Raw genomic sequence first — 24,176 nt, 5'->3', positions numbered from 1 at the left:
CACCTTGTTTCGAAATGGGGCGAGCGTCTTTGAAACGGGCGGTTGAGGATTTTCGCTCTGCATGAGGTATTGCTGGCCTTCGATGAGCGCTGCGATTTGAGCAAGCGGGTCGATACTTAGACATCGCGGAGCACCGCACGGAACCCAGCTCTATGGAGCTTGCCGGCGACTATTTACGTATTGAGCCATTCTCATAGTCTCATTCATGAGCAGTCCTGTGCGCAAGCATTGCTTTGCTAAATTCCCACCACAAGCGCGCCGCCGCTGAGACCCGCACCCGCTGCCGCCAAGAGGACTTTCTCGCCAGGCCGAAACGGCTGCGCCCGATGGGCCAGCGACAATGAGAGCGGGATCGTCGCGGCGGAAGAGTTGCCATATTCGGCGATCGTCTTGACGATCGAGTGATCAGCGATGCCGAGGTTCCTGCCGACCGCGTCGAAAATGCGCGCATTGGCCTGATGCGGCACGAAACGATCGAGGTCTTGCGGCCTCAGTCGGGCAGCAGTGAGCGCATCTCTCGAGCAGGCGGTCATCATCTCCACGGCCTTGCTGAATACTTCACGGCCGTCAGTGATCGTCATCCGTGTCTGCGCGAGGTCGAGGTCGGCATGGAACGGAGTGTTGCTTCCCCCGGCGGGAATCTGGATTAGCCCGTAGCGCGAGCCGTCGGAATCCACCGAAGCGCCGAGAATGCCTCGATCCGGGTCATCGCAAGGACTGATCACCATGGCGCCGGCGGCATCGGCAAACAGCACGGCGCTGGCGCGCTCGGCCAAATTGATGCGGTGGCTGAGGATGTTGGCGGCGATGACAAGGCTCGCTTTGCCGTGCAGGCGGGTGAACCCGTCGGCGAACATCAGCGCATAGATGAAGCCGGCGCAGGCGCCGGTCAGGTCGATCGCTCCGGCGCGGCCTAGCCCCAGCCGATGTGCGACCAGCGGCGCGCTTGGCGGCAGAAGGTGATCGGGCGTCGACGTGGCGAGCAAGAGTAGACCGACGTCGCCGCGGTCGATACCGGCATTGGTCAGCGCCATGTCGCCGGCAGAGGCGGCAAGGCCCGACAGCGTGTCTTCGTCTGTTGCCCAGAAGCGCGAGCGAATTCCGGTGCGCCGCTCGATCCAGCCGGGCTCAAGCCCGAGCCGGTCTTCGATTTCCGGGTTCTCGACCTTGCGCGCCGGCGCATGATGGCCGAAGCCGAGAACGCGCGACGATAGGTTCATGGCCGCGAGCCGAAGCGTTCGCCGGCCTCCTCTATCGCGTCATAGAGCCCGCCCAATTCGTCGCTGGTGATGCAATAGGGCGGTAGAAGATAGAGGACATTGCCGAGCGGGCGCACAAGTAGCCCGCGCTCAAGGAAAAAAGCGCGCAGTTTTGGCCCGATCTCGGCCAGATAACCGGCTGAGCCGGTGCGTAGGTCGAGTGCCGCGATGGTGCCGGTTGTCCGGCAGTCGGTGAAATATGGATTGACCCGGAAGCGTTGCAGCCCGGCGGCCTGCCTCGCGCTCAAGACCGCGATCCGCTCGGCCACCGGCTCGTCACGCCAGATCTCGACATTGGCAAGTGCTGCCGCGCAGGCGATCGGATTGGCGGTGTAGGAGCTCGAATGGAAAAACGTCTTCTTGCGATCCTCCGAAAAGTGAGCGTGGAAGATGGCATCGGTGGCGATCGTGGCGGCCAGCGGGATGGTACCACCGGTCAGACCTTTCGAGGTGCACAAGATGTCGGGCGAGACGGACGCCTGTTCGCAGGCAAACATGGTTCCGGTGCGCCCCCAGCCGGTCATCACTTCATCGGCGATCAGCAGCGTGCCGGAGGCTTCGGCGATCCTCTTCAATTCGGCAAGAACCCAGGCCGGATACATCAGCATGCCGCCGGCGCCAAGCACCAGCGGCTCGACGATCAGCGCGGCTGCGCGCCGGTCGCGGCTAACGGCCTCGAACCGATCCAGCGTTTCCTGCTCGCGCCCGGCGGCCGGGAAGGGGATGGCGTCGACCTCGAACAGCAAAGGATCATAGGCGGCGTTGAAGACGCCGCGGGCGCCGACGCTCATCGCCCCGATCGTGTCGCCATGATAGCTGTGCTCCATGACGGCGATGCGCGAACGCGGCGCGCCGATGTTGCGGAAATAGCCGAGCGCCATCTTCAGCGCGACTTCGACTGAGGTGGAGCCACTGTCGGAATAGAACACCCGGTCGAGGCCGGCGGGTGCGATGCCGATAAGCGCCTCGGCCAGCCGTTCGGCCGGCTCGTGGGTGAAGCCCGCGAAGATGATCTGGTCGAGGCTCGACGCGGTCGTCTCGATGGCCTTCATGATGCGGGGGTGGCGATGGCCATGGGTGACGACCCACCAGGAAGAAATCGCATCGAGGATGCGGAAGCCGTCGGCCTTGTGGAGATAGGCGCCTTCAGTCAGCACGATTTCAGGGACCGAGGGCTCTAGCGCGTGCTGCGTGAACGGATGCCAGACTCGAGACTCCGCCATCAGTCGCCTCCGGCAATCATGGCCAGGTCGAAGCCGGAAATCATTGCATCTCTCAACGTTTCACCCGTCAGCGGACCGAGGTGCGGCAGCCTGCCCAGCTGCGGCACGCCGCCGAATTCCACGATTGTCCTTTGTGTATCGGCCACCTCTTCGCCAATGAAGGCAATGCCGATGAGCGGGATGGAGCGGGCTCTCAGGGCCTCGATCGACAACAGCGTATGATTGATGGTGCCAAGCGCGGTGCGGGCGCACAGTATGACCGGCAGCCGCCATTGTTCGAATATGTCAATGAACCTTGTCTGTCGATTGAGCGGCACCATCAGCCCGCCGGCGCCTTCGATGACGAGCGGTGTCGGCAGGACCGGAAATGAAAGATCGTCGGCCTCGATCGCGACGCCGTCGATTTCGGCTGATCGATGCGGCGACAGCGGCATCGTCAGTCGATAGACTTCGGGCAGCACGCGTCCGTCGGGCAAGCCGGAAAGCCGGGCGACGACCTCGCTGTCGGTCTCCTCGTTGAGGCCCGATTGCACCGGCTTCCAGTAGAAGCCGTCGAGCAGCCCGGCAAGTCCGGCCGAAAACACTGTCTTGCCAATTCCAGTGTCTGTTCCGGTGACGACGATGCGTTTGGTCATGCTGTGGCCAACACTCCGACGAGAGCCTCGACCATGGCGGAAATGTCGGCTTCGTCGACGTTGAGAGTCAGCGAAATGCGCAGGCGCGACGTACCCTCAGGCACTGTCGGCGGGCGAATGCCGCGTATGTCGAAGCCGCGTGCCTGCAGTCCTGCCGCCACCGCCATGGTGCGGCTGTTATCGCCGATCACAAGCGGCTGGATCTGCGAACCGCTGGGCATCACGCCGCAGCGTTCGGCCAATTGCCGGCTCGCGAAAGCGACACGCTCGTGCAACTGAGCACGACGCATAGGCTCGTCAGACAGAATAGTCAGCGCCTCACGTGCCGCGACTGCCATCAGCGGCGATGGTGCGGTCGCATAGATGAATGGCCGGCACCGGTTGATAAGATAGTCGCACAGTGTTCGCGGTCCGGTAACGAGCGCGCCGGATGCGCCAAGCGCCTTGCCGCATGTGTGGAGCGTGACGATGTTGTCGCGGCCTTCATACGCGGCGGCCAGTCCCCGGCCGTCCGGTCCCCAGACGCCGGTGGCATGCGCTTCATCGACGACGATGAATGCCTGGTACCGATCAGCCAGCGCGACCAGGCTCTCCATCGGCGCACGGTCGCCATCCATGCTGTAAAGGCTTTCGAAGGCGATCCACACCCGCCCCATGCCGCCTTCGGCGCGCCAGCGGGTGATTGCGTCCTCGACAGCGTCGACGTCGTTGTGCGCGGCCAGCTTGAACTCAGCGCGCCCGGCCTGGGCACCCTCATGCATGCTGGCATGAGCGAGCTCGTCGAGGACCAGCAGGTCGCCTTTCTGCGGCAGGGCCGTCAGCAGAGCGAAGTTGGCGATATAGCCGCTGCCGAAGAACAGTGCACGCTCGGCTCCGAAAAATGCCGCTGCGTCCGCCTCCAGTTGCTCATGTTCCGGTGCATTGCCGCGCAACAGCCGCGATCCGGTGGCGCCCACTGGCGTGCCCCGCGCAATCGCCGTCGAAACCGCATCGCCCAGTCTTTTGGAGGCGGCAAGTCCGATATAGTCGTTCGACGAGAAGTCGAGCCCGGCGCGCGGTGCGAGCGTCCGCAACCGGTCCTTGCGCCCCAGTCCCCGCAAGGTTGCGTCATAGCGGGCAAGAATTGCCTCCTTCATTGCGTGGCGAGTTCCATAGGCTCAATGCCGAGGCGCCGGAACAGAAGGGTATCCTTGTCCTCGCCGGGATTTCCCGCCGTCAGCAGCGTGTCGCCGACAAAGATCGAATTGGCCCCGGCAAAGAAGCACAGCGCCTGCGTTTCGTCGCTCATCGCCGTCCTGCCGGCGGACAGCCTTACATAGGATTTCGGCATCATCACCCGCGCGAGCGCAACGATGCGGACGAAATCGATCGGATCGATGGCGTCGGCCGCGGCAAGCGGCGTGCCTTCGATGGGAATAAGCATGTTGATCGGCACGCTTTCCGGCGGCTCGGGCAGGTTCGCGAGCGTGACCAGCATGTCGATGCGATCGGTCTTTTCTTCTCCCATCCCGACAATGCCGCCGCAGCAGACTTTCATCCCAACCGCGCGCACGTGCCCAAGCGTTTCCAGCCGGTCGGCAAAAGTCCTGGTTGAAATAACCTCGCCATAGTAGCGCTCAGAGGTATCGATGTTGTGGTTATAGTAGTCGAGACCGGCCTGCTTCAGGCGAGCAGCTTGCTCAAGATCGAGCATGCCGAGCGTCATGCAGGTCTCCATGCCGAGGGCCTTGACGCCCTCAATCATGGCGACCACAACCTCCATGTCGCGCTCCTTGGGACTTCGCCACGCCGCGCCCATGCAATAGCGCGTTGCGCCGCCATCACGCGCCATGGCCGCTTCGTCGATGACATGCTTGACGTCCACCAGCTTCGACGCCTTCACACCGGTTTCGTAATGCGCAGACTGGCTGCAATAGCCGCAATCTTCGGGGCACCCGCCGGTCTTGATGCTAAGGAGCCGCGACAGCTGCACTCGGTTTCGATCGAAGTTCTGGCGGTGGATCGTCTGAGCTAGGAACAGCAGATCGTTGAATGGCATGCCGTAGATGGCCTCGGCCTCTTTGCGGTTCCATCGCGGAGGCGTTCCATCGACCGATTGCATGGTCTGGTTCACGTCGAACTCCGAGTTCATTCCAATCGTCATCGTCAAACCTTTGTTTGCTAGTCCGGTACGCCTTCTTGGCTTTGGGGCGCACTCGCTAAAGGCGAGCTGCGGCACGTCTTTCCAGCACCTCCTACGCCTGCCGAGCTGATGTTGCTCCTCACGCCGTAATCCTCAGTTCAAGTGCTTGCAGATGTTCTGGTGGTCCGGCATGTCCAGGCCGATGTCGAGGATCGGGGCGCTGTGCGTCAGCCAACCCATGGAGATGAGATCGACACCGGTCGCCGCAATCGCCGCCGCCGTTTTCGGCATCACCCGACCGGACGCCTCGGTGATCGTACGGCCATCCACTATAGAAACCGCGCGGGCAAGATCCTCGACCGACATATTGTCGAGCAGCACCGCGTCAACACCAATCGCGAGCGCTGCATCGAGCTGCTTCAGCGTGTCGACCTCGACCTCGACCTTCACCATATGCCCTGCTGCGGCGCGCGCCCGCTCTATTGCTGTGCGGATATCGCCGGCGATCGCGATGTGGTTGTCCTTTATGAGCACGCCGTCATCGAGGCCGAACCGGTGATTGGCACCGCCGCCGACGCGCACGGCGTATTTCTCCAATGCCCGCAGCCCGGGCGTCGTCTTTCGCGTCGATACAATCCTCGCCTTGTGACCGCGCACGGCCTCAACCATGGCCGCTGTGGCAGTGGCAATGCCGCTCAGCCGGCATAAGAAATTGAGGGCCGTGCGTTCGGCCGTGAGCAGGCCTCGTGCGGGTCCGGACACTCTTGCAATGGTTTCCCCGGCCCCAACCTCGCTGCCATCAGGGCGCCAGATCTGGATGTTGATCGCCGGTTCCACGAGAAGGAAGGCATACGAGACCAGATCGAGCCCGGCAACGACGCCCGCCTGCCTCGCTTTGAGCACCAACGTGGCAGTGCAATCATACGGGATAACCGCATCGGTGGTCAGGTCGCCGGATCTGCCCAGGTCTTCGAGGAGCGCAACGCGCACAATCGGTTCGATCAGGGTCGCGGGGAGGGGGGAGAATGAAGTCATATCAAGTGCTCCGTATGGTAGCCCGGCAATCGAGTGCGGCCGCGGCCCGCATTGCGCTGTGCAGTGTCAGCCGTGATGGGCGCACGTTGGCATCGTGGAGCGGGAAATCGGACCGACAGTGCGCGCCTCGACTCTCTTCCCGCCTCAGGGCCGCCGCGGCGATCATCAGTGAGACCAAAGCCGGACCAGAGGCAGCGACACTATTGGCTGCGATCGGCAGCAGGGTCGCCACCGCTTCGCGCATTGCCTCGCCGTCGCGGATGATACCCAGGGCGGCGGAGACAATCGGGCGGACCACGGAAGCGTCTGGTCGTGGAGGGACGAATGTGGAGCATCTGCGCGGTCGCCGGGTATACGACGTGCCGGCAACGCTTTCGGCAACCCAGCTCGCGGTGACCGCCGCTTCGGTGAGCGAGTTGCTGGCCAGGCGGTTGGCGCCGTGCAGGCCGGTACAGGCCACCTCACCGCAGGCCCACAATCCCTCGATGGAGCTGCGGCCGGCGCTGTCTACGGCGACGCCGCCCATGTGATAATGTGCCGCCGGGCGCACCGGGATCAGGTCGGTCGCGGGGTCGATTCCTGCGCTCCGGCACAATTCGGCGATGCCTGGAAAACGCTTGCCAAATCTCGGGCCGAGACTTTGCCGTGCGTCCAGGAATACGCGGCGTCCAACGGCAAGCTGGTGCCAAATGGCGCGCGCTACGACGTCGCGAGGCGCAAGTTCACCGCCAGGTGTGTCGGCGAGGAAGCGCTCTCCTCGCTCATCGATGAGCACCGCGCCTTCGCCACGCACGGCTTCGCTCACCAGCGGCATCGGCCGGCGCGGACCGTCGAGCGCAGTTGGATGGAACTGTATGAATTCCAAGTCGGCGAGTTCCGCCCCCGCCCATGCGGCGAGCGCCAGCCCGTGACCCCATGAGCCAGCGGGGTTTGTCGTGTCGCAAAACAGCCCGCCGACGCCGCCGGTCGCCAGCACCGCGCGACGCGTGGGCAGAGCGAGCGCGCCGGCTCGTCCTGCTGCGACCACGGCGATGACCGACCCGTCCTGCACGACCAGCCGGCGGACCTCCACATTTTCGATAATGGTGATCGAGGCTGTACGCCGAACCGCGGCGACGAGCGCGCGCACCAACTCGCGACCGGTGGCGTCGCCGGCTGCATGCACAATTCGCCGTCGCGAGTGTGCCGCCTCGAGCCCAAGTCGCAACGCGCGGTCAGGGTGCTGGTCGAAGTCGACGCCGAACCTTTGGATCGTCCTAATCGCTTCGGGTGCAGCTCGTACCACTCGCCGCACCGTGGCCTCATCGCAGAGTCCGTCGCCGGCAGCTATCGTGTCGCAAAGGTGAAAATCTGGGCCGTCGTCGCCCCCGAGACTTGCCGCAAGACCGCCCTGGGCAAGTTCACTGCAGGCTCCGGTTCCAAGCGGCGCGTTGGTCAAAAGCACGACCGGTTCCGGCGCCAGATGAAGCGCCGTCATCAGGCCGGCAATGCCGCCGCCGATGACGACCGGCGCCCCGGCGATGTCGCGAACCTCCAGACTCATAGGGAAAGCATGCGCTCGACCGCGCGGCGGGCGGGGCCGGCAATTTCGGGATCAATCCGGACCTCATGCCGGTTCTGCTCGAGTGCGGCGCGAATGTTGGCCAGGTTGATGCGCTTCATGTGCGGGCACAGATTGCATGGGCGAACGAACTCGACGTCGGGATGCGCGACCGCGACGTTGTCGCTCATCGAACATTCGGTCAGAAGGACGACACGCGTCGGTTTCTCACGCTCGACATAATCCGACATCGCCGCGGTCGAGCCGGAGAACTCCGCCTCCGCGACAACGTCTGGTGGGCATTCTGGATGGGCCAGCACGATGACGCCTGGATGGGCATCGCGCAGTTCCCGGATGTCTGCTGCGGTGAAGCGCTCATGCACCTCGCAATGGCCTTTCCAGGCGATGATCTCGACGTCTGTATCGGCTGCCACGTTCCTCGCCAGATATTCGTCCGGGAGCATCAGCACACGCGCCACGCCAAGCGATTCCACCACCGCCTTGGCGTTGCCGGACGTGCAGCAGATGTCGGACTCCGCTTTTACGGCGGCGGAAGTGTTGACGTAAGTAACAACGGGGACCCCCGGATACCGCAGCCGCATTAGCCGCACGTCGTTTGCCGTGATCGATTCGGCCAGCGAGCAGCCGGCGCGGAGATCCGGGATGAGCACGGTCTTGTTCGGATTGAGCAGTTTTGCCGTCTCGGCCATGAAATGAACGCCGGCAACCACGATGATGTCGGCGTCGACCGTCACCGCCTTGTGGGCCAACGCCAGGCTGTCGCCGACGATGTCTGCCACGCAATGAAAAATTTCGGGCGTCTGGTAATTGTGCGCCAGCACCACCGCATTGCGCTCACGCTTCAGCGCTAAGATGGCTTCAATATCGCCGGCGAACGCGAGCCATTCAACGGGTGGGATCACCCGCCGGACACGCTCATACAGGGACGCAGCCATAGGTAACGCCCCAGTCATTGGCGCCTCGATTATATTCGGTTTGACAATAAGGGAATATATCTACCTTGACTATAAGTATGTCAAGCCCGCGCCAGCGGTAATTTTGTCCCGGCGATAGCCCTGTCGTCGAGGACGGCATGCCGGAAGCGATAAAGCTTCGCCGGTCGGCCGCCCGTGTCGAGGGAGGTCTCCCCGGTCTCCTCAACAAGTTCCTGCTGCTCGACCAATCTCCGGAAGTTCGGCTTGTTGATCAGCCTGCCAGCCAAAGCTTCCACGGTTCGCTGCAGTTGCAGCAGCGTGAAGGAAGGCCGCATAAGCTCGAACACGACCGGCCGGTATTTGATCTTCGAACGCAGCCGCGCGATCCCGGTTGCCAGAATACGACGGTGGTCAGCGACCATTGGTTTGCCAGCCGCGGCCGCAATCGCGTCCCTGCCGCCACCGGCCTCCTCAATCAGACCAGCTTCATAGAGCAACTCGTAGCGTTGGAGCGTGAGTTCCTCGTTCCAATGGCGGTCGTCGAAGCCGAAGGCTATCGCAGCGCGCTGCCGGCGCTCGCGTTGAGTGGTCGGCTCGCTGGCGCCGCCGGCCCACTCAATCAGGCGGGGCCGCAATCTATCGAGCAGCACAGGCGGCGTGCCGAAGCGGTGGTCCTCCCAGGGAAAATATTCGTACCAACTTTGCCAGCCGCACGCGGCCGAGTTCGTTGCCTGTTCCTTCCTGGTCAATGCGAGATAGCTGATTGAGATGACGCGCTGGTGGCGCTCAGTGCCGATGCGATCGCGATCGGCGAAGGTGTAGAGTTGCTCGATGTATCCAAGTGCATGGCCGGTCTGCTGCTCCACCCACCCCCTCAAACCCGACTGCAGTGATCGATGCTCAAGGGCAAAAGGTCCAGAAGGGAGGGTGTCCGCATGACCGACTGTGAGGACACAGGGCTCACTGTCGTTTACGGCGACCACGACGGCAGTCAGGTCCACTTTGGCTTCGTCAGCTTTGACGGCGGCTTTGCCTTTCTTGGTTCTTCTTGTCTGAGGATCCATGTTTGCGAAAGCGGGTTGGCCCAACGGAGCGCCTTAATCGATTGAATGTAACCTTGGAAGCCAGCACGTCAACACCAGAGTACTCAAGCGCTGTTTTTAGCTCTTCGCAGTCGCACAAAAATATGCCAAACGCGACACCCGCTGTTGGTAACGTAAGGGAAGGGGCCTCGGTTGAGCGCGGCTGGTGAGATAAAAGGGATGACTCCTCCAGATATTCGATCGCGAAAAGGCCAGACGCCACTTGTATGCTTGACGGCCTACACCACGCCGGTCGCGAGGCTGCTCGATCGCCACTGCGACATCGTTCTTGTCGGCGACAGCGTCGGCATGGTGCTGCACGGCCTGTCGTCGACGCTGGGGGTCACGCTCGACATGATGATCATGCACGGACAGGCCGTTCGCCGCGGCCTTGAACACGCGCTGATGGTCGTCGACCTGCCCTTCGGTTCCTACGAGGAAAGCCCAGAGCACGCTTTCGGCAACGCTGCGCGCGTGATGGGTGAGACCGGTTGTTCAGCGGTAAAGATCGAGGGCGGCGAGACCATCTCGGAAACCATCCGCTTCCTTACCGCGCGCGGCGTACCTGTCATGGCCCATGTGGGCCTGACGCCGCAGGCGGTAAACACGTTTGGAGGCTATCGTGTGCAGGGCCGGGGAGCCGATGCAGAGCGGATCAGGCGCGACGCCAGGGCGGTAACCGAAGCGGGCGCCTTCTCCTTGGTGCTGGAAAAGATACCGGAGCAGCTTGCACGGCAGATAACCGCCGATATCGACATACCCACAATCGGCATCGGTGCCTCGCCAGCTTGCGACGGCCAGATTCTGGTGAGCCACGATATGCTCGGGCTCTTCACCTCATTTCGGCCGAAGTTCGTCAAACGCTATGCCGAGCTCGGTGAGCAGGCTGAGGCGGCAATCGCCGCTTACGCCACCGATGTGCGGAACCGGCACTTTCCGGCGGTCGAACATCTCTATGTCAACGCCTTGAAGGCCGGTGACTTCACATGAGCGTGCCGATCGCTCGAACCGTGAGCGAGCTGCGCGGCGTCGTTGCGCAATGGCGTCGCTCGGGTGCCACGATCGGTATTGTGCCGACCATGGGAGCCTTGCACGACGGGCATCTGAGCCTCGTGCGGAAGGCGCTCGAAAGGGCCGAGCGGGTGATCGTGACGCTGTTCGTAAACCCCAAGCAGTTCAACAGCCCCGCCGACCTGATTGCCTACCCTCGGACGGAAAGCGACGATGCTGCCAAGCTCGCTCTGCTGGGCACGCATCTGCTCTATGTGCCGGACACAGAGGAAATGTACCAGGTGGGCTTCGCCACGGCCGTTTCAGTGTCCGGCATCAGCGAATGCCTTTGCGGCGCATTCCGGCCCGGCCATTTCAATGGCGTGGCGACGGTCGTGGCCAAGCTCTTCCTGCAGGCCGGCGCTGACTTCGCCTTTTTTGGCGAAAAGGATTTTCAGCAACTTCAGCTTGTCAGGCGCTTGGTCCGGGATCTCGACATTCCGATCACTATTGTGCCCTGTCCGACAGTCCGCGAAGCCGATGGTCTTGCGCTATCGTCGCGTAACGTGCGGCTCTCCCCAGCCCAACGCGCCATTGCCCCAAAACTAGCATCGGTCCTGCTCGATACGGCCGAGCGGCTTGCACGCGGCTCCCCCATCCTGCCTACGCTTGATGAAGCGCGTGCAGCAATTCTGGCTGCCGGCTATCGCGAGCTCGAATACCTGGAGCTGCGCGGAGAAACAGACCTGCAATCGTTAGCAAGCCTTGACCGACCGGCACGCTTGCTTGCTGCGGCTTGGCTTGGCGACACGCGGCTCATCGATAACGTCGCAATATCACCCATCGGTAGTTGGTCAGGTGGGCGGAGCTCTCTCCAATCGGAAGCAGCACAGCAATTGCGGTGATGACGGCGGCGCGTCGTATGCCCTGCAGGGACAGGCCATCATTTAGAACCACGTCTCCGTCGGCTTCCAGCAACCTCCGCGAGGTACGCTAAGCGCAGATGCATCGCGTATTTGAAACCTTGGTCGAGCAACTCTCTGCAAGCGTCGATGCCGTCGATCTCCATGAGGCAATGGCGTCCGCCGCAGCCGGGTTCGACTTTCCGCTCTTCGCTTATTTCACCTACCCATCCGCTTCCGGCGACAGGCCGCGATTGATCTCGAATTATCCATCATCATGGACATCACATTACCTGCAACAGCGCTACCACAGCGTGGATCCCGTGATCCTGCGGGGACTGCGGGGCTGGGATACCTTCGACTGGGGTGTGGACCGCGATCACCGTTATTTGCCGACCTCTCAGCAGGAAGTCCTGGAAAAAGCAGCTGAGTTCGGCATTCGCGGCGGACTGACCATGTCGATGCATGATCATCGCGGCCGGTTCGCCGCACTGACCTTCGCCTCCAACGAGGCGCATCCGCCATTTCTGAGGTCGCTGACGCGCTACGAAAAAGCAATGCAACTGGTTGCGATCAACGTTCATATCCATGCCCGGCGCAGGCTCGCCGAAGATTGCGTGGTAGATGGCATAACGCTCACCCGGCGGGAGTTCGAGTGCCTGAAATGGGCGGCGTGCGGCAAGTCGGCCTGGGATATCAGCCAGATTCTCGGTGTCTCGAAACGCACCGTGACCTTCCATCAGGAAAACGCCAAGGCGAAGCTTGGCGTGCGAACCATCAACCAGGCCGTAGTGCGGATGGCTGCTCGGGCGAGATCCTGATCCTCTCCAAGTCTAGCTGTAAAGGTCTACAGGCTGCATTCATGACGGCTTTGCCCTTCGATTGCGTGGACACATCCCGCACGGAGACGACAATGATGCAGCTGATAACACCCGACTGCTACGCCGAGTTTGCGAGCGAACTCAAGGAAATGCACGGACTTAGGTATCGGGTTTTCAAGAAGCGGCTCGATTGGGAAGTGCAGACCGAAGGCGAAATGGAAACGGACCCGTTTGACAGCCTGAACCCCGTCTACCTGCTTCTCAAGGGGTCCGATTGGCGAACTTGCGGCTGCGTCCGCCTTTTGCCGACCACCGGACCGACAATGTTGCGCGATACGTTTCCGACGCTGCTGGATGAGATGGTGGTCCCTGCGAGTGCCGATATCTGGGAGAGTAGTCGTTTCGCGCTCGATCTCCCTGCGACAGCGCCGAAGGCAGCTGGCGGCCTGGCCCAAGCAACCTACGAGCTCTTCGCGGGGATCATCGAATTCGGCTTGGCCAACAATCTCTCCGGGATCGTAACGGTGACAGATACGCGCATCGAAAGGATCCTTCGTCTCGCCACCTGGCCGTTGTCACGTATCGGACAGCCCAAGCAGGTCGGCAACACCGAGGCAGTCGCCGGCTTCCTCGATATTTCCTACGCCAGTCTCTTGCGCATCCGCTGGAGGGGACGCCTCAACGGGCCGGTGTTGTGGCAACCAGTTCTCATCCAATCGGCATAGCGCCTGCGGATGCTCAGCCGTGACTTGAGTTAAGTCTGCTCACGGCCGCCACCGCCGCCGTGAGGGTGAGCGGACCCGCCCCCACGAGCTTTCGACTGTTCCGGTCGATTGGCTCGCGCGGCCGGACTTTGGATTTCCGTAGGCGCAACCCGCAGTCCAGCGTGAGCACGCCAAAATGGCGCCCCTCCGCTTCGTCCAAAGAAGCCAACGTGGCTTCTGAGGTCGTCTTAGAATATTGGACCGGCCGCCGTGAGCGATCGCAACCTCAAACCTTTGCCGGTATGCCGGTTTGGCCGGACCGTCGGCCAGTCGGAGCAGTCCCCTGATAAGGACCCGAGCTGACGCGCGGTCCAACAGCGCCCGAGCCTATGCTTTGTGCATTACCGTTCGGTTGGCCATGTCGTCCAAGACCGCATGAAGAAGGCTTCCAACCTCCTGCGCAGCGAGCTCTGGCGCAATTCCTACATCGGACAATTGAATGAGCATTTTCTTGGCAGCACAGCGCCAGAACGCACTCGCCGCCTCGCCGTTCTTGGTCTCGAGGGCCTGGGCGATACTTTCGACCAATATACGTCGCCGATGCAGCGGAAATACGCAAATGTTTGATTCATGCATCAATCACCTCACAGATTCAGTTCCACAAAGAAAAACACCGGCGTCTTCAAAAGAGCCCCGCTAGCGCGGTGACGGTTCGCGGCGACATGACGAGTTCCACTTCCCCATCGACAAGCTATTGGGAGATGAGCCGCCGGACCGCATATCCGGGACCGCACATAAGGTGAACCACCATTGCTCATCCGGCTGCATTTTCCTGGGCCGTTCGACGAGGCGTTCCAGCCGAATTGACGTCCAATGACTTGATCTCTGAAAGGGCAGGGCGGTACGAATCACCCGATTGTTCCGCTGCTTACATTCCTGCGAGCTTGTGTATGAACGATTAAAGCGTGCCCGAGCCGTTCTTGGTGGCCGCCGCAGAAGGGAATCATGTCATCCGCTGCCTATCGTAGGCGGCGCGACTTCTAGCATGACTGCACTGCCCCGACAGGGCTTTGCAATCGCGCGTTTCGAAGCCTATGCTTTGGCATCGGCCGGCATTTACTTCGGTGCAGCCGACAGTAAGACGTACGCGCTCTTGCCCCGTTGGAAGAGAGCCTTGCCCGATCCCTCTTTCGCGACCAGGTGCTGAAGCCCTCACCCCGCAGGACTTCGCGCTTTTGCGACCATCGCTGCATCACGTCGAACCGGGCATCAAGGACCAGTTGGAGGTCGCGCATCAGCCGATCAAGAACGTATATTTTCCCGAGAGGGGCATCGCGTCGGTGGTCGCCACCATGACCGGCGGGCGGCAAGGTGAAGTCGGCATTGTCGGCTATGACGGGATGAAAGGAATTGCCGTCATTCTCGGAAAGGAAAGCACTACCTGGCGCCTGCCGGTTGAAAACCTTCGCCCTGCGATTAGCCCGTCGCTTCGCACCTCAGTGCTGGATTATGCCCACGCGTTCCTCGTCCAATCATGCCGGACGGCACTGGTCAATGGCCACTCCAAGATCGAAGAACGGCTGGCCCGCTGGCAGCTGATGGTCCACGACCGTGCGGAAGGAGATAAGATCCTCCCGACGCATGAATTTCTGGCGACCATGCTCGCGCCCACCGCCCGGGGTCACCACGGCCCTGCAAATGCTTGAGTATCGAGGACTGGTGCACGCCAAGCGCGGCGAGATCACGATCATCGACCGTGCCGGATTGATAAAGCTCACACATGGCGCTTATGACAAGGAGGAGCAGCGTTATTTCGGCCTGGCCGCTGCCTGAAGCATGTCGGTTGAAACGGGTTCAGCCGACGTCTCCTTGCCCCTCACCAGGTCGCCCAAAAGCATCAGCGGTTTTGAACGAATCGCAGCTATTGTCCGCAATCGGACATAGGCTTGAAGGCGGTCGAATTCGTGCCATAAGTCGGGTTGGTCAGGGTTCAGGGAGGAATTCGTCATGACCAATTCGTTTCACACCGTCACCGTCGAAAAAGCCGCAGAAGCCTATGTCCTTTCCAGGGGAAGGGTCCGCTTTCTCTCCATGGCGCAGGCGATCCGCGCCATCCGAACACTAATGCCGGCATGCAAGGCCACCGACCGCGAGTTGGAGGAACTGTTGGCGGCCGCTTCCTTCGTTCATGGCGTGCCCGTCGCCTTCGACACAAAAACAGCCGATGGTGTAGAACCACGGCTGCATTCCTAAGAGGGCATGCCGCGCCATGCAGACTGTCAGAGGGCATTCGTCAGATGGTAGTCCGCTAACTTAACTGCAGAGTCTAAAGGACGTGTTCCAGCATTGCGAACTCACCGATCGCTTTGTTGCCAAAGCTGCCAGCAAGCGATCGCCTCATCCAGCCGTTTGCACCATCTCATCACAGACATCATCGCGATGCTACCTGTCCAGCATATGTCCAGCATTTCGCAAGGCGGCCAGAAGGAGCCTCGCATAGCCTGTGACATCGATCTGGGCCTGCATCGAAAGGGGCATGCTGGTCCAGTTCTCCAACGGTGCAATGAAAGGTGAGAAGGTGCCATTGACTAGGCAACAACAGCTAACAAGGCCCTCTCGGTCCAATGCCACCACACCGATCTTGTCGCCTGGATATCCAATGGCTGCGACTCGCTGGACCTCCAGGTCACCGTCCACCCGCACGTCAAAAAGAAGGCTACCACGGCTCCTCGTGGCTATCTCAGCCGCCTTCTCATCAAAGCTTGAAGAGAGCAAGCGGACGCTTTCCACCGCCATCTGGAAAATCACCAAATCCAGTTCATTCACGGCCATATGGGCATTTCCGCGCAACGGGTGGTGATTGCAATGACACATACTGCTTGTTCACAGATGTCGGTCACGAACGATCATTCGTCGGGTTCCGGTTCCGACCAACGGTGTCGCCACCTGATCGTGCTGCGGTTCGAACCTTCCGAACGCGAGCCGAGCGCGCTATGAGGTTGGAGTCTAGGTCTCGGACCCTGCCTCGCGGCCTTCTCATCTTTGGCAGACCCGTTGCAACGCCGCCGCGATGGCGCAAACGCCAGATGACGCTGATCCATCGCTTGATCGTGAACTGAGCTTCTGAACACCATTGGGACAGCAGGGTGGAAGGGCTTGACCAACGCTGCCCCCGTTTTCCAAGAGGACCCGTCCTCGATTGAATCTTTCGAGCCCCGTGCGGCGCGCAGCCAAATGATGACGATCTGGACTCAGCTCGCAGACCGCAAGGCAAAGAGGGAACCTTCCAGGCAGCCAAGCTGCTCGACGCAAAGAGCGGCCTTTGGAGTTCCCAAGAATCGACCCTTCCATAGTTGCGACAGGCAACCACTGCACGAGTGTGGGAGAGCGAATCGCAAGCATTGCGTGAGGTCCTGCGCGTTTTCCCCTCTTTGCTATTTGGCACATCGTTTGCGCCGAAGTGGGCGCAGCGTTCGACCGGAGCACTGCATGGGAGAGGGAGGAGCCCCACCCCGATCCGGTCAAGGAGAGAGACGGTGTTGGTTCCAAGAGTTCCCCGCGCGATCGCAGCGCCCCGCAAGCGCCATTTTGCCCGGACCTACGTGCAGGTACTTGCCGCCATAATCCTGGGTGCCGCAATCGGCTATTTCCATTTGGAGACCGGCCACAGCCTGAAGCCGCTCGGCGATGCCTTCGTCGATGTCGTCAAGATAATCACCGTACCTGTCATCTTCCTGACAATGGCGACCGGCATTGCCGGCATGAGCGATCTGCAGAAGGTCGGCCGAGTTGCCGCCAAGGCGATGGTCTATTTTCTCACCTTTTCGACGCTCGCTTTTGTTGTCGGGCTGATTGTCGCGAATATCGTTCAGCCTGGCGCCGGCCTCAACATCGATCCGGCCTCGCTCGATGTCCAAGCCGTTAAGGGCTATGTGGCCACGGCTCACGAGCAGTCCGTGACCAGCTTCCTGATGAACATCATCCCGTCAACGATTGCCAATGCCTTCGCGGAAGGCGACATCCTGCAAGTCTTGTTCCTCTCGGTCCTGTTCGGCGCGGTCTGCCGCTACAACGGCCGCTCGCTCTTCTCTCTCGTCCGATACATCAAGGACGAGCTGCTGCTCGCAATGTCCTCCTCAGAGGCCGCGCTGGCCTCGCTCATGGAGAAGATGGAAAGGGCCGGCGCCACGCATTCGGTCGTGGGTCTCATTCCATTCAATCTGGACGGCACGAATATGATGCTCGCCGCCCTTTTCATCGCCCAAGCGACGAAAACTGATCTCCCGATCGGCTGCCGGATCCTCATGCTGTTTGTCGCATTGTTCCCTTCGAACGGAACAACCCGCATTACCGGTGCAGGCCTCGTCACAATGGCTGCAACGCTCTTTCTTGTTCCGGCCGCACCGGTCACCTCCGTGGGGCTTATTCTTGGCGTCGATCAGCTTATGTCCGAATGCCACGCGCTGACGGTTTTTCTCCGCAGCGTAGCGGCAACGCTGGCTGTCACCCGGTCCGGGGCGAGCGGGATAAACGACGATTCGGGGAGCGCCTCACTAGCGGACCGTTCAGCGCTCCGGCGGTGGACGGTCAAGTCGCCCGGCGTGGTGAACACAATTCCCCGTGCGAACGACGCTCAGCTATTGGGGTGGACCCGATGGCGCAAAGCCGTATTTGAGAAACCGCCAGATCGCACCGGCACCTGTGCGCCTGTAGCAACTGCGGGGCACGATCAAAACTGACCCATTTTACACCAAAAAGGCGGCCGTTGCTGCCACGCCGTCCATGGATTGGAGACTCATGTCTAAGCCGACTGCCATCACTGTCGCAGCTCTTCTTTTACTCCTCGCCTTGCTGGCGAGCCAATATAGCGCGAACCTGCACCGGCAGGCGTGGTCGACCGACAGGCAAAAGTGGAGCGGCGCATTCGACAACGATCTCCTTCGCCAATCGCCGGCAACCCGCAAGGCGATGCCGTTCTGGTCATATTCAATGACTACCACAACTGTCCGCATTGCAGACTGGCTGATATCAACTACCAAAAAGCCTTCAAGCATGAACCCAATCTGAAGCTTGTGATCAAACAGTTCCCGGTCCTGGGACCGGATTCCCAATTCCCAGCCTTCGCCGCACTCGCCTCGAGAAAACAGGGAAAGTTCGACGAATTCCACCGCGCCCTTATGATTTCCCCCAGTTGAAGGGTCACTCTCAAGATCGCAGCGCGTGTAGGCCTTGACGTTGAGCAGCTCAAGCGGGAATGCAAGATCCGGCCATCGCAGATGAAATGCGCGGTCCGCGCACTCGCGAAAGGTCTGCACTTAGACGGTACGCCCGCGTTGGTGGTCGGCGATATAGTGGTCGCCGACCTTGTGGACATGGCCAGCTTGCAACGCTTGCATCGCCGATGCGCGCTCAAAGCGTGCTGGCTCTCGTGCGGGGCAGCATCTGTAGACCGGCCACGCTGTTGTTGCCGGAGCGTGCCGTTTGTGGCAGCTGGCTTTGCTGTCGCTCCTCGTAATCTTGTTGCGGTCATCCAGCTGCCGTGGGCGCCAACAACAATCCTGAGCGCCCGCGCCTGAAGTCGCTGGCCGGGTGCTCGTGAACCGAGCCCGCTTTTCTTCGGCAAGCTCAGGCGGTCTTGGCCCTGCGGCATCGCCCCCTGGCGCGGGGCAGCCTTCGGCTGCTGACGGTCGCCGGCCTGTCGGCCGGCGTCTTTCTATTGTGGCCTTCCCCCTGGCGCAGGGTGGGCAGCACTCCCTTCTAGGCCCGCCGCGGCGTCCCGCAACCCTTCGCTTGTCGCTTTCGGGTCCTCCACTCCGTTCCGGTCCTGCTGATGCAGTCCGCCTCCGACGGCGGGCCTTTCCGGTCGCTTTTGCCGCCCACCCCGCTTCCGGGGAGGGCGCGCGATTGTAGAGCGGAGGACATCACGATGCGTGCAAACAACAAACGTTGCGGCAGCCGACAGGCTGGCGCAGACAGTGGCGGGCGCACCGGCGCCAGCCTTTATCAGGAAATCACCGACCGCATCATTGCCGAACTGGAGCGCGGCACCGTGCCATGGGTCAAGCCGTGGGGCAGGGCAAGGACAGGCCTCGGCCTGCCGCGGAATGCGGCCACCCAGCGCCGATATTCCGGCATCAATATCCTGATCCTGTGGGGCGCGGTCATCGAGCGCGGTTTCCCCAGCCAGAACTGGCTCACCTTCCGGCAGGCGCTTTCGCTTGGCGGCAATGTCAGGAAGGGCGAGCACGGCACCACCATCGTTCACGCTGACCGCTTTGTTCCCAAGAACGAAAAGCAACGCGCCGACACCGATGGCGACGAACCGCAGGCGGTGCCCTTCCTGAAGCGCTTCACCGTCTTCGATGTCGCGCAGTGCGATAATCTGCCCGAACATCTTTACGCCGCCGGCGAGCCTCTGCCTGAGCGCGAGATGGTCCCGCAGGCCGAGGCGCTCATTCATGCAACCGGCGCTGATTTTCGCATCGGCGGCGAGCGCGCCTTCTACATGCCCGGCAGCGACACCATACAGGTGCCGCCGCAGCCGGCTTTCTTCCACCAGATCGACTATTACCGGACCTGCTTTCACGAGCTTGGACACTGGACCGGCCACCCGAGGCGACTCGCGCGCGACCTGTCCGGCTCCTTCGGGTCCAACACCTATGCGCGCGAGGAACTGGTCGCCGAAATCGCATCAGCCTTCATCTGCAGCAGTCTCGGCATCGAGCCGAGCGTGCGCCATGCCGACTACATCGGCTCATGGCTGACGGTTTTGCGCGAGGACAACCGCGCCATCTTCCGCGCCGCAAGCCATGCCTCGAAAGCCGCCGATTTCCTGCTTGGCCGCAATGTCGATGTCGAAGGCGAGGCACATGCCGAAACCGCCTATGGGAGCGCGCAATCCTCACACGCGACCGCCTTGCGCCTCTGATGACGCAAAGCCGCGCGCAACCAACTCGACAGTTCTTTTGAGGTTGCCCTAACGCCGATGGCCGGCGTTGGCGTCGATCGTTCATCGGACCGAGGTTCGCAAAAAAAGAGGGCGGCATTGATGCCGCCCTCTCGTTGCGAAAGCTGCCAGAGCTGGATTAGAAATCCATGCCGCCCATGCCGCCCATGCCGCCGCCGCCCATGCCGCCAGGCATGCCGCCGCCAGCCGACTCCTTCTTCGGAGCCTCCGCGATCATGGCTTCGGTGGTGACCAGCAGGCCGGCGACCGAGGCCGCGTCCTGAAGAGCCGTACGGACAACCTTGACCGGATCGACGATACCCATGGCGATCATGTCGCCATACTCGCCGGTCTGGGCGTTGTAGCCGAAGGTCGCGCCCTTGTTCTCAAGGATCTTGCCGGCAACGATCGATGCTTCCGCACCGGCGTTGGCCGCGATCTGGCGGGCCGGAGCCTGAAGCGCACGACGCACGATGTTGATGCCGGCGGCCTGGTCGGCATTGACGCCGGTGGCCTTGATGTTGGCCGAAGCGCGCAGCAGCGCGACGCCACCACCAGCAACGATGCCTTCTTCGACGGCCGCGCGGGTCGCGTTGAGGGCGTCATCGACGCGGTCCTTCTTTTCCTTGACTTCGACTTCCGTCGCACCGCCGACGCGGATCACCGCAACGCCGCCGGCGAGCTTCGCCAGACGTTCCTGCAGCTTCTCCTTGTCGTAGTCCGAAGTGGTCTCTTCGATCTGCTGCTTGATCTGGGCAACGCGGCCCTGGATCTCGGCCTTCTTGCCGGCGCCGTCGACGATGGTGGTGTTCTCCTTGGAGATCGACACCTTCTTGGCGCGGCCGAGCATGTTGAGGCCGACGTTCTCGAGCTTGATGCCGAGGTCTTCCGAGATGACCTGGCCACCGGTGAGGATGGCGATGTCTTCCAGCATGGCCTTGCGGCGATCACCGAAGCCCGGCGCCTTGACGGCGGCGATCTTCAGGCCGCCACGCAGCTTGTTGACGACCAGCGTGGCCAGAGCCTCGCCTTCGACGTCTTCCGAGATGATGAGCAGCGGCTTCGAGGTCTGCACGACGGCTTCGAGAACCGGCAGCATGGCCTGGAGGTTGGACAGCTTCTTCTCGTGCAGGAGGATGTAGACGTCCTCGAGCTCGGCAACCATCTTGTCGGCGTTGGTGACGAAGTAGGGCGAGAGGTAGCCGCGGTCGAACTGCATGCCTTCGACGACTTCGAGTTCGGTCTCGGCGGTCTTGGCTTCCTCAACCGTGATGACGCCTTCGTTGCCGACCTTCTGCATCGCTTCGGCGATCATCTTGCCGACCGAAGCATCGCCGTTGCCGGCGATGGTGCCGACCTGGGCAACCTCTTCGGAGGTCTTGATCTTCTTGGCGTTCTTGATCAGGGTCGCAACGACGTCGGTTACCGCGAGGTCGATGCCGCGCTTCAGGTCCATCGGGTTCATGCCGGCGGCAACGGCCTTGTGGCCTTCCTGGACGATCGACTGCGCCAGAACGGTCGCGGTCGTGGTGCCGTCGCCAGCGATGTCGTTGGTCTTCGAAGCAACTTCGCGGACCATCTGCGCGCCCATGTTTTCGAACTTGTCCTCAAGCTCGATTTCCTTGGCGACGGTGACGCCGTCCTTGGTGATGCGCGGGGCGCCGAACGACTTGTCGATGACCACGTTGCGGCCCTTGGGGCCGAGCGTGACCTTCACCGCGTCAGCGAGGATGTTGACACCGCGCAGCATGCGCTCGCGGGCATCGCGGGAGAATTTTACGTCTTTGGCAGCCATTTTTAGCTCCTGGCAGGGGCTTCAATCGAGCCCGGGAATTCAGTTGACGAAAGGGCCTGATATGAGCCGATGATGCCCATGATGTCGGATTCCTTCATGATCAGAAGGTCTTCGCCATTGAGCTTGACTTCCGTGCCCGACCACTTGCTGAACAGGATGCGGTCGCCGGCCTTGACGTCCAGCGGGACCAGCTTGCCAGCTTCGTCACGAGCGCCGAAGCCGACAGCGATGATCTCGCCTTCCTGCGGCTTTTCCTTTGCCGTGTCGGGGATGATGATCCCGCCAGCGGTCTTGGATTCGGATTCGACCCGGCGAACGACCACGCGGTCATGCAGCGGGCGGAACTTCGACTTTGCCATTTTCGGATTTTTCCCTGGTGCGCTGTTGAGGGGTTTTTGTTAGCACTCGCGATGGACGAGTGCTAACGCGATAGTGAGGTAGGCTGTAAGCGGGCACTCGTCAAGACGGACGAGGGCAGGCGAGGAGCTCTGGCCCCCTCCCCGGTGGAACCCAACGCATACGCGGCATCCGCGTTGATGGCTGCGAGCCCCACATTTCCATTGAATTCGGCGTCATGACGCCAACTTGCTCGCGCCGCTTCCAAGTCGTCAGTCGTGCTGCCGTCAGCACGAACATAGGGCTGCGCTTCACTTCCCGTCGAAGCCGCGGCAAGCAGCGTCGCCGTCAGCACGCTCCTTTGCAGATGCTTGCCAAAGGTGGACAGTGAGCGCACCTGCGCCGGGCTGTTGGTGCGAACGTAAGACGTCATTGACAACTCCTTTTTGCAAGTCGAGCCCCTTCTCCACCTTCGGCCGCCGTCGACGCGAAGAAGTCCGCATCGCGTTGAAGACGAGCTGCGAAAAAGAGAAAGATGTGTTTGATGGCTGCGGCCCCAACGGTGCCTTCAGATTTGAGATCACTTCCGCCGCGAGCGGCTGAAGCTCCTCGCAACGTCAAATCGAATCTGCTGCCAAGCCTCCAGGAAAGGAGAGCATTGCTCATCTCGCGCTTGTGCATGCAGTCAACCTTCGATCCGTGTTGCCACATCAAGAGCAAATGCCGTGCCAAAGCTCACTGGGAAGTGAACGCATGGCTCTCCCTGAAAACCTCACAAATCCAGCATGGTCAATTGTGCGGAACCCGACATGCGTCTTCTGCCACTGTCAGCTTTCGGACAGGCATGACGCGTTTCGCGCCGACCACCGGTCGATCGGTTTTGGGGCCGGTCTGTTCGCCTCATAAGAGCGCGTTACATTGCGTAGCGGTTTCCCGAGCGCCGCCACATGACACTGGACCTGCAGGTAGCACCGGCTTCTCATCCAGCCTTACTTTGGCCCCCTCGCGTATCAAATTCCCGCTGGCGAGCCCTGCTTTCATAGATCGCACCATGCCGGATGTCTGCTCTGGCGCCCGACCCGCTGGCACGATCTCGATCCGGCATAAGGGCGCAGCATCTTTGCAGGCCGTTTCATCCCGGCGTCCTGCTTGGCTGACAGACCGCACTTGGCGAGCGGTCTCCATGCTCTCTCCAAGGACCATCCCTGCGGCTGGCTTGTCGACCTATGGGCGGGTCCGGCCGCCCGAAACCCTCGCGCCATCAGCTTTTTTCCCCGCCGCCTGCGGCGGCTTCCTCGCGCCGCTTCGCTCACAAAAAAGCTGCCCGCTCGGGTCCTTCACTGTCGCTGCGGCCCTGTCGGATTCAGGCGGTCCTGACGCGCCCATTACGGTGCGCCATCGCAGGGGATGGTCCCCGGCGAAACCACAAAAGGAGACTTCGAAATGACCGCGATCGGTTACGTCAACAAGCAGGAAAACGGCGCCTACAAGGGCCAGTTCAAGACGCTCAGCGTCCGCGCCGACATCGATATCGTCCCCAACCAGGCCAAGAGCGCCGATAACCATCCCGACTTCCGGGTGCTTACGCAAGGGGTCGAAGTCGGCGCTGGCTGGATCCGCACCGGCGAGACTTCCGGCAAGGATTATGTGAGCCTGTCGATTGCAGCGCCGGAGTTCGGACCGCGCAAGCTCTACGCCAATCTCGGCCGAGCCGCCGGCCAGGACGATCACGACACCTACGCCATCATCTGGAACCCGGCCGACTGACCGGCCGAGATAAGAGCCTCGCGCCGCAGCCCCGGCGCGGGGCTCATTCCCAGGAGTTCCACCCAAACCCCGTCCGCCCTAAAG

The 24,176-nt window shown here is 61.7% G+C and carries 24 protein-coding genes and 1 pseudogene; 10 read left to right on the top strand and 15 right to left on the bottom strand.

The window, feature by feature from the left end; translation table 11 throughout:
• Positions 1–236: 236 nt before the first annotated feature.
• The 9 genes from EOA24_RS04855 to EOA24_RS04815 all read right to left on the bottom strand — a co-directional run bounded on the left by EOA24_RS04855 (position 237) and on the right by EOA24_RS04815 (position 9,813).
• Positions 237–1,220, bottom strand: a complete 984-nt coding sequence (locus EOA24_RS04855; RefSeq protein ID WP_126063924.1) for a beta-ketoacyl-ACP synthase III — start codon at positions 1,218–1,220, stop codon at positions 237–239.
• Entirely contained in the window at positions 1,217–2,482 is a 1,266-nt protein-coding gene (locus tag EOA24_RS04850) for an adenosylmethionine--8-amino-7-oxononanoate transaminase (RefSeq protein ID WP_126080683.1), read from the bottom strand. The genes EOA24_RS04855 and EOA24_RS04850 overlap by 4 nt, the downstream gene beginning before the upstream one ends.
• Positions 2,482–3,117 carry a dethiobiotin synthase gene (gene bioD, locus EOA24_RS04845; protein WP_063169254.1) on the bottom strand — a complete coding sequence of 212 codons (636 nt, stop codon included), beginning with the start codon at positions 3,115–3,117 and terminating at the stop codon, positions 2,482–2,484. Before bioD ends, EOA24_RS04850 begins: the two co-directional genes overlap by 1 nt.
• Positions 3,114–4,253, bottom strand: a complete 1,140-nt coding sequence (locus EOA24_RS04840) for an 8-amino-7-oxononanoate synthase (RefSeq protein WP_024505572.1) — start codon at positions 4,251–4,253, stop codon at positions 3,114–3,116. The genes bioD and EOA24_RS04840 overlap by 4 nt, the downstream gene beginning before the upstream one ends.
• The gene (gene bioB, locus EOA24_RS04835; protein ID WP_245454882.1) at positions 4,250–5,218 is read right to left on the bottom strand and encodes a biotin synthase BioB; all 969 of its coding nucleotides are present in this window, start codon (positions 5,216–5,218) and stop codon (positions 4,250–4,252) included. The genes EOA24_RS04840 and bioB overlap by 4 nt, the downstream gene beginning before the upstream one ends.
• A 174-nt stretch (positions 5,219–5,392) precedes the next feature.
• Entirely contained in the window at positions 5,393–6,274 is an 882-nt protein-coding gene (gene nadC / locus EOA24_RS04830; protein WP_127409648.1) for a carboxylating nicotinate-nucleotide diphosphorylase, read from the bottom strand.
• A gap of 1 nt (position 6,275) precedes the next feature.
• Complete coding sequence (locus EOA24_RS04825) at positions 6,276–7,817, bottom strand: L-aspartate oxidase (RefSeq protein ID WP_024505569.1); 1,542 nt, start codon at positions 7,815–7,817, stop codon at positions 6,276–6,278.
• Positions 7,814–8,788 (bottom strand): quinolinate synthase NadA, encoded by a 975-nt coding sequence (gene nadA, locus EOA24_RS04820; protein WP_126063925.1) that lies wholly within the window; start codon positions 8,786–8,788, stop codon positions 7,814–7,816. Before nadA ends, EOA24_RS04825 begins: the two co-directional genes overlap by 4 nt.
• A gap of 62 nt (positions 8,789–8,850) precedes the next feature.
• The gene (locus EOA24_RS04815) at positions 8,851–9,813 is read right to left on the bottom strand and encodes a hypothetical protein (protein ID WP_126063926.1); all 963 of its coding nucleotides are present in this window, start codon (positions 9,811–9,813) and stop codon (positions 8,851–8,853) included.
• A 171-nt stretch (positions 9,814–9,984) separates the two neighbouring features.
• On the opposite strand from EOA24_RS04815, the gene panB reads away from it, so the two are divergent.
• The 4 genes from panB (at position 9,985) to EOA24_RS04795 (ending at position 13,269) form a co-directional block, all read left to right on the top strand.
• Complete coding sequence (gene panB, locus EOA24_RS04810; RefSeq protein ID WP_126063927.1) at positions 9,985–10,821, top strand: 3-methyl-2-oxobutanoate hydroxymethyltransferase; 837 nt, start codon at positions 9,985–9,987, stop codon at positions 10,819–10,821.
• Entirely contained in the window at positions 10,818–11,726 is a 909-nt protein-coding gene (gene panC, locus EOA24_RS04805; protein WP_024505565.1) for a pantoate--beta-alanine ligase, read from the top strand. Before panB ends, panC begins: the two co-directional genes overlap by 4 nt.
• 98 nt (positions 11,727–11,824) lie before the next feature.
• On the top strand, positions 11,825–12,544 hold the full coding sequence (locus tag EOA24_RS04800) for a LuxR family transcriptional regulator (protein ID WP_126057768.1): 720 nt from the start codon (positions 11,825–11,827) through the stop codon (positions 12,542–12,544).
• Between the two features lie 92 nt (positions 12,545–12,636).
• Complete coding sequence (locus EOA24_RS04795) at positions 12,637–13,269, top strand: acyl-homoserine-lactone synthase (protein ID WP_126057769.1); 633 nt, start codon at positions 12,637–12,639, stop codon at positions 13,267–13,269.
• A 366-nt stretch (positions 13,270–13,635) separates the two neighbouring features.
• Here the strand turns inward: EOA24_RS04795 and EOA24_RS42840 are convergent, their stop codons facing one another.
• On the bottom strand, positions 13,636–13,884 hold the full coding sequence (locus EOA24_RS42840; protein ID WP_063169245.1) for a DUF6074 family protein: 249 nt from the start codon (positions 13,882–13,884) through the stop codon (positions 13,636–13,638).
• A 599-nt stretch (positions 13,885–14,483) separates the two neighbouring features.
• Between EOA24_RS42840 and EOA24_RS04785 the strand changes: the two genes are divergently transcribed.
• The 3 genes from EOA24_RS04785 (at position 14,484) to EOA24_RS04780 (ending at position 15,501) form a co-directional block, all read left to right on the top strand.
• Positions 14,484–14,954 carry a hypothetical protein gene (locus tag EOA24_RS04785; RefSeq protein ID WP_245454734.1) on the top strand — a complete coding sequence of 157 codons (471 nt, stop codon included), beginning with the start codon at positions 14,484–14,486 and terminating at the stop codon, positions 14,952–14,954.
• Entirely contained in the window at positions 14,947–15,081 is a 135-nt protein-coding gene (locus EOA24_RS43830; protein WP_256754986.1) for a hypothetical protein, read from the top strand. Before EOA24_RS04785 ends, EOA24_RS43830 begins: the two co-directional genes overlap by 8 nt.
• 174 nt (positions 15,082–15,255) lie before the next feature.
• Positions 15,256–15,501 carry a hypothetical protein gene (locus EOA24_RS04780; protein ID WP_063169243.1) on the top strand — a complete coding sequence of 82 codons (246 nt, stop codon included), beginning with the start codon at positions 15,256–15,258 and terminating at the stop codon, positions 15,499–15,501.
• Positions 15,502–15,690: 189 nt separating this feature from the next.
• On the opposite strand, the gene EOA24_RS04775 is transcribed toward EOA24_RS04780, so the two are convergent.
• Positions 15,691–16,080, bottom strand: coding sequence for a hypothetical protein (locus tag EOA24_RS04775; protein ID WP_024505560.1), 390 nt, complete (start codon positions 16,078–16,080; stop codon positions 15,691–15,693).
• Positions 16,081–16,787: 707 nt separating this feature from the next.
• On the opposite strand from EOA24_RS04775, the gene EOA24_RS04770 reads away from it, so the two are divergent.
• Positions 16,788–17,987 carry a cation:dicarboxylase symporter family transporter gene (locus EOA24_RS04770; protein WP_306462679.1) on the top strand — a complete coding sequence of 400 codons (1,200 nt, stop codon included), beginning with the start codon at positions 16,788–16,790 and terminating at the stop codon, positions 17,985–17,987.
• A 6-nt stretch (positions 17,988–17,993) separates the two neighbouring features.
• Here EOA24_RS04770 and EOA24_RS42835 read toward each other — a convergent pair whose 3' ends face one another.
• Positions 17,994–18,563 carry a hypothetical protein gene (locus EOA24_RS42835; RefSeq protein ID WP_245454735.1) on the bottom strand — a complete coding sequence of 190 codons (570 nt, stop codon included), beginning with the start codon at positions 18,561–18,563 and terminating at the stop codon, positions 17,994–17,996.
• A gap of 611 nt (positions 18,564–19,174) precedes the next feature.
• Here EOA24_RS42835 and EOA24_RS04760 point away from each other — a divergent pair.
• Entirely contained in the window at positions 19,175–20,176 is a 1,002-nt protein-coding gene (locus EOA24_RS04760; protein ID WP_126059319.1) for a zincin-like metallopeptidase domain-containing protein, read from the top strand.
• Positions 20,177–20,333: 157 nt separating this feature from the next.
• Here EOA24_RS04760 and groL read toward each other — a convergent pair whose 3' ends face one another.
• The 3 genes and pseudogenes from groL to EOA24_RS04745 all read right to left on the bottom strand — a co-directional run bounded on the left by groL (position 20,334) and on the right by EOA24_RS04745 (position 22,758).
• Positions 20,334–21,989, bottom strand: coding sequence for a chaperonin GroEL (gene groL, locus EOA24_RS04755; RefSeq protein WP_126057772.1), 1,656 nt, complete (start codon positions 21,987–21,989; stop codon positions 20,334–20,336).
• A 65-nt stretch (positions 21,990–22,054) separates the two neighbouring features.
• Positions 22,055–22,348, bottom strand: a pseudogene (groES, locus tag EOA24_RS04750) (co-chaperone GroES); the annotation flags it as partial.
• Between the two features lie 62 nt (positions 22,349–22,410).
• Positions 22,411–22,758 carry a hypothetical protein gene (locus EOA24_RS04745; protein WP_063169239.1) on the bottom strand — a complete coding sequence of 116 codons (348 nt, stop codon included), beginning with the start codon at positions 22,756–22,758 and terminating at the stop codon, positions 22,411–22,413.
• Between the two features lie 1,010 nt (positions 22,759–23,768).
• Here EOA24_RS04745 and EOA24_RS04740 point away from each other — a divergent pair.
• Positions 23,769–24,092, top strand: coding sequence for a DUF736 domain-containing protein (locus EOA24_RS04740; protein ID WP_024505644.1), 324 nt, complete (start codon positions 23,769–23,771; stop codon positions 24,090–24,092).
• Positions 24,093–24,176: the final 84 nt, after the last annotated feature.

Source organism: Mesorhizobium sp. M2A.F.Ca.ET.039.01.1.1 (assembly GCF_003998035.1).
Lineage (GTDB): Bacteria > Pseudomonadota > Alphaproteobacteria > Rhizobiales > Rhizobiaceae > Mesorhizobium.
The sequence above is the reverse complement of the archived record's forward strand: the minus strand, read 5'-3'. Positions and strand labels throughout refer to the sequence as shown.

What these genes read in the sequence shown, in the direction of transcription:
- nadC (WP_127409648.1), bottom strand. Translation starts at nt 6,274, where the DNA reads ATGACTTCATTCTCCCCCCTCCCCGCGACCCTGATCGAACCGATTGTG.
- EOA24_RS04775 (WP_024505560.1), bottom strand. Translation starts at nt 16,080, where the DNA reads ATGGCCGTGAATGAACTGGATTTGGTGATTTTCCAGATGGCGGTGGAA.
- EOA24_RS43830 (WP_256754986.1), top strand. Translation starts at nt 14,947, where the DNA reads ATGCTTGAGTATCGAGGACTGGTGCACGCCAAGCGCGGCGAGATCACG.
- EOA24_RS04740 (WP_024505644.1), top strand. Translation starts at nt 23,769, where the DNA reads ATGACCGCGATCGGTTACGTCAACAAGCAGGAAAACGGCGCCTACAAG.
- EOA24_RS04855 (WP_126063924.1), bottom strand. Translation starts at nt 1,220, where the DNA reads ATGAACCTATCGTCGCGCGTTCTCGGCTTCGGCCATCATGCGCCGGCG.
- EOA24_RS04795 (WP_126057769.1), top strand. Translation starts at nt 12,637, where the DNA reads ATGATGCAGCTGATAACACCCGACTGCTACGCCGAGTTTGCGAGCGAA.
- EOA24_RS04850 (WP_126080683.1), bottom strand. Translation starts at nt 2,482, where the DNA reads ATGGCGGAGTCTCGAGTCTGGCATCCGTTCACGCAGCACGCGCTAGAG.
- bioB (WP_245454882.1), bottom strand. Translation starts at nt 5,218, where the DNA reads ATGCAATCGGTCGATGGAACGCCTCCGCGATGGAACCGCAAAGAGGCC.
- groL (WP_126057772.1), bottom strand. Translation starts at nt 21,989, where the DNA reads ATGGCTGCCAAAGACGTAAAATTCTCCCGCGATGCCCGCGAGCGCATG.
- EOA24_RS04780 (WP_063169243.1), top strand. Translation starts at nt 15,256, where the DNA reads ATGACCAATTCGTTTCACACCGTCACCGTCGAAAAAGCCGCAGAAGCC.
- EOA24_RS04815 (WP_126063926.1), bottom strand. Translation starts at nt 9,813, where the DNA reads ATGGATCCTCAGACAAGAAGAACCAAGAAAGGCAAAGCCGCCGTCAAA.
- EOA24_RS04760 (WP_126059319.1), top strand. Translation starts at nt 19,175, where the DNA reads ATGCGTGCAAACAACAAACGTTGCGGCAGCCGACAGGCTGGCGCAGAC.
- EOA24_RS42840 (WP_063169245.1), bottom strand. Translation starts at nt 13,884, where the DNA reads ATGCATGAATCAAACATTTGCGTATTTCCGCTGCATCGGCGACGTATA.
- EOA24_RS04745 (WP_063169239.1), bottom strand. Translation starts at nt 22,758, where the DNA reads ATGACGTCTTACGTTCGCACCAACAGCCCGGCGCAGGTGCGCTCACTG.
- EOA24_RS04840 (WP_024505572.1), bottom strand. Translation starts at nt 4,253, where the DNA reads ATGAAGGAGGCAATTCTTGCCCGCTATGACGCAACCTTGCGGGGACTG.
- EOA24_RS04825 (WP_024505569.1), bottom strand. Translation starts at nt 7,817, where the DNA reads ATGAGTCTGGAGGTTCGCGACATCGCCGGGGCGCCGGTCGTCATCGGC.
- EOA24_RS04800 (WP_126057768.1), top strand. Translation starts at nt 11,825, where the DNA reads ATGCATCGCGTATTTGAAACCTTGGTCGAGCAACTCTCTGCAAGCGTC.
- panC (WP_024505565.1), top strand. Translation starts at nt 10,818, where the DNA reads ATGAGCGTGCCGATCGCTCGAACCGTGAGCGAGCTGCGCGGCGTCGTT.
- nadA (WP_126063925.1), bottom strand. Translation starts at nt 8,788, where the DNA reads ATGACTGGGGCGTTACCTATGGCTGCGTCCCTGTATGAGCGTGTCCGG.
- bioD (WP_063169254.1), bottom strand. Translation starts at nt 3,117, where the DNA reads ATGACCAAACGCATCGTCGTCACCGGAACAGACACTGGAATTGGCAAG.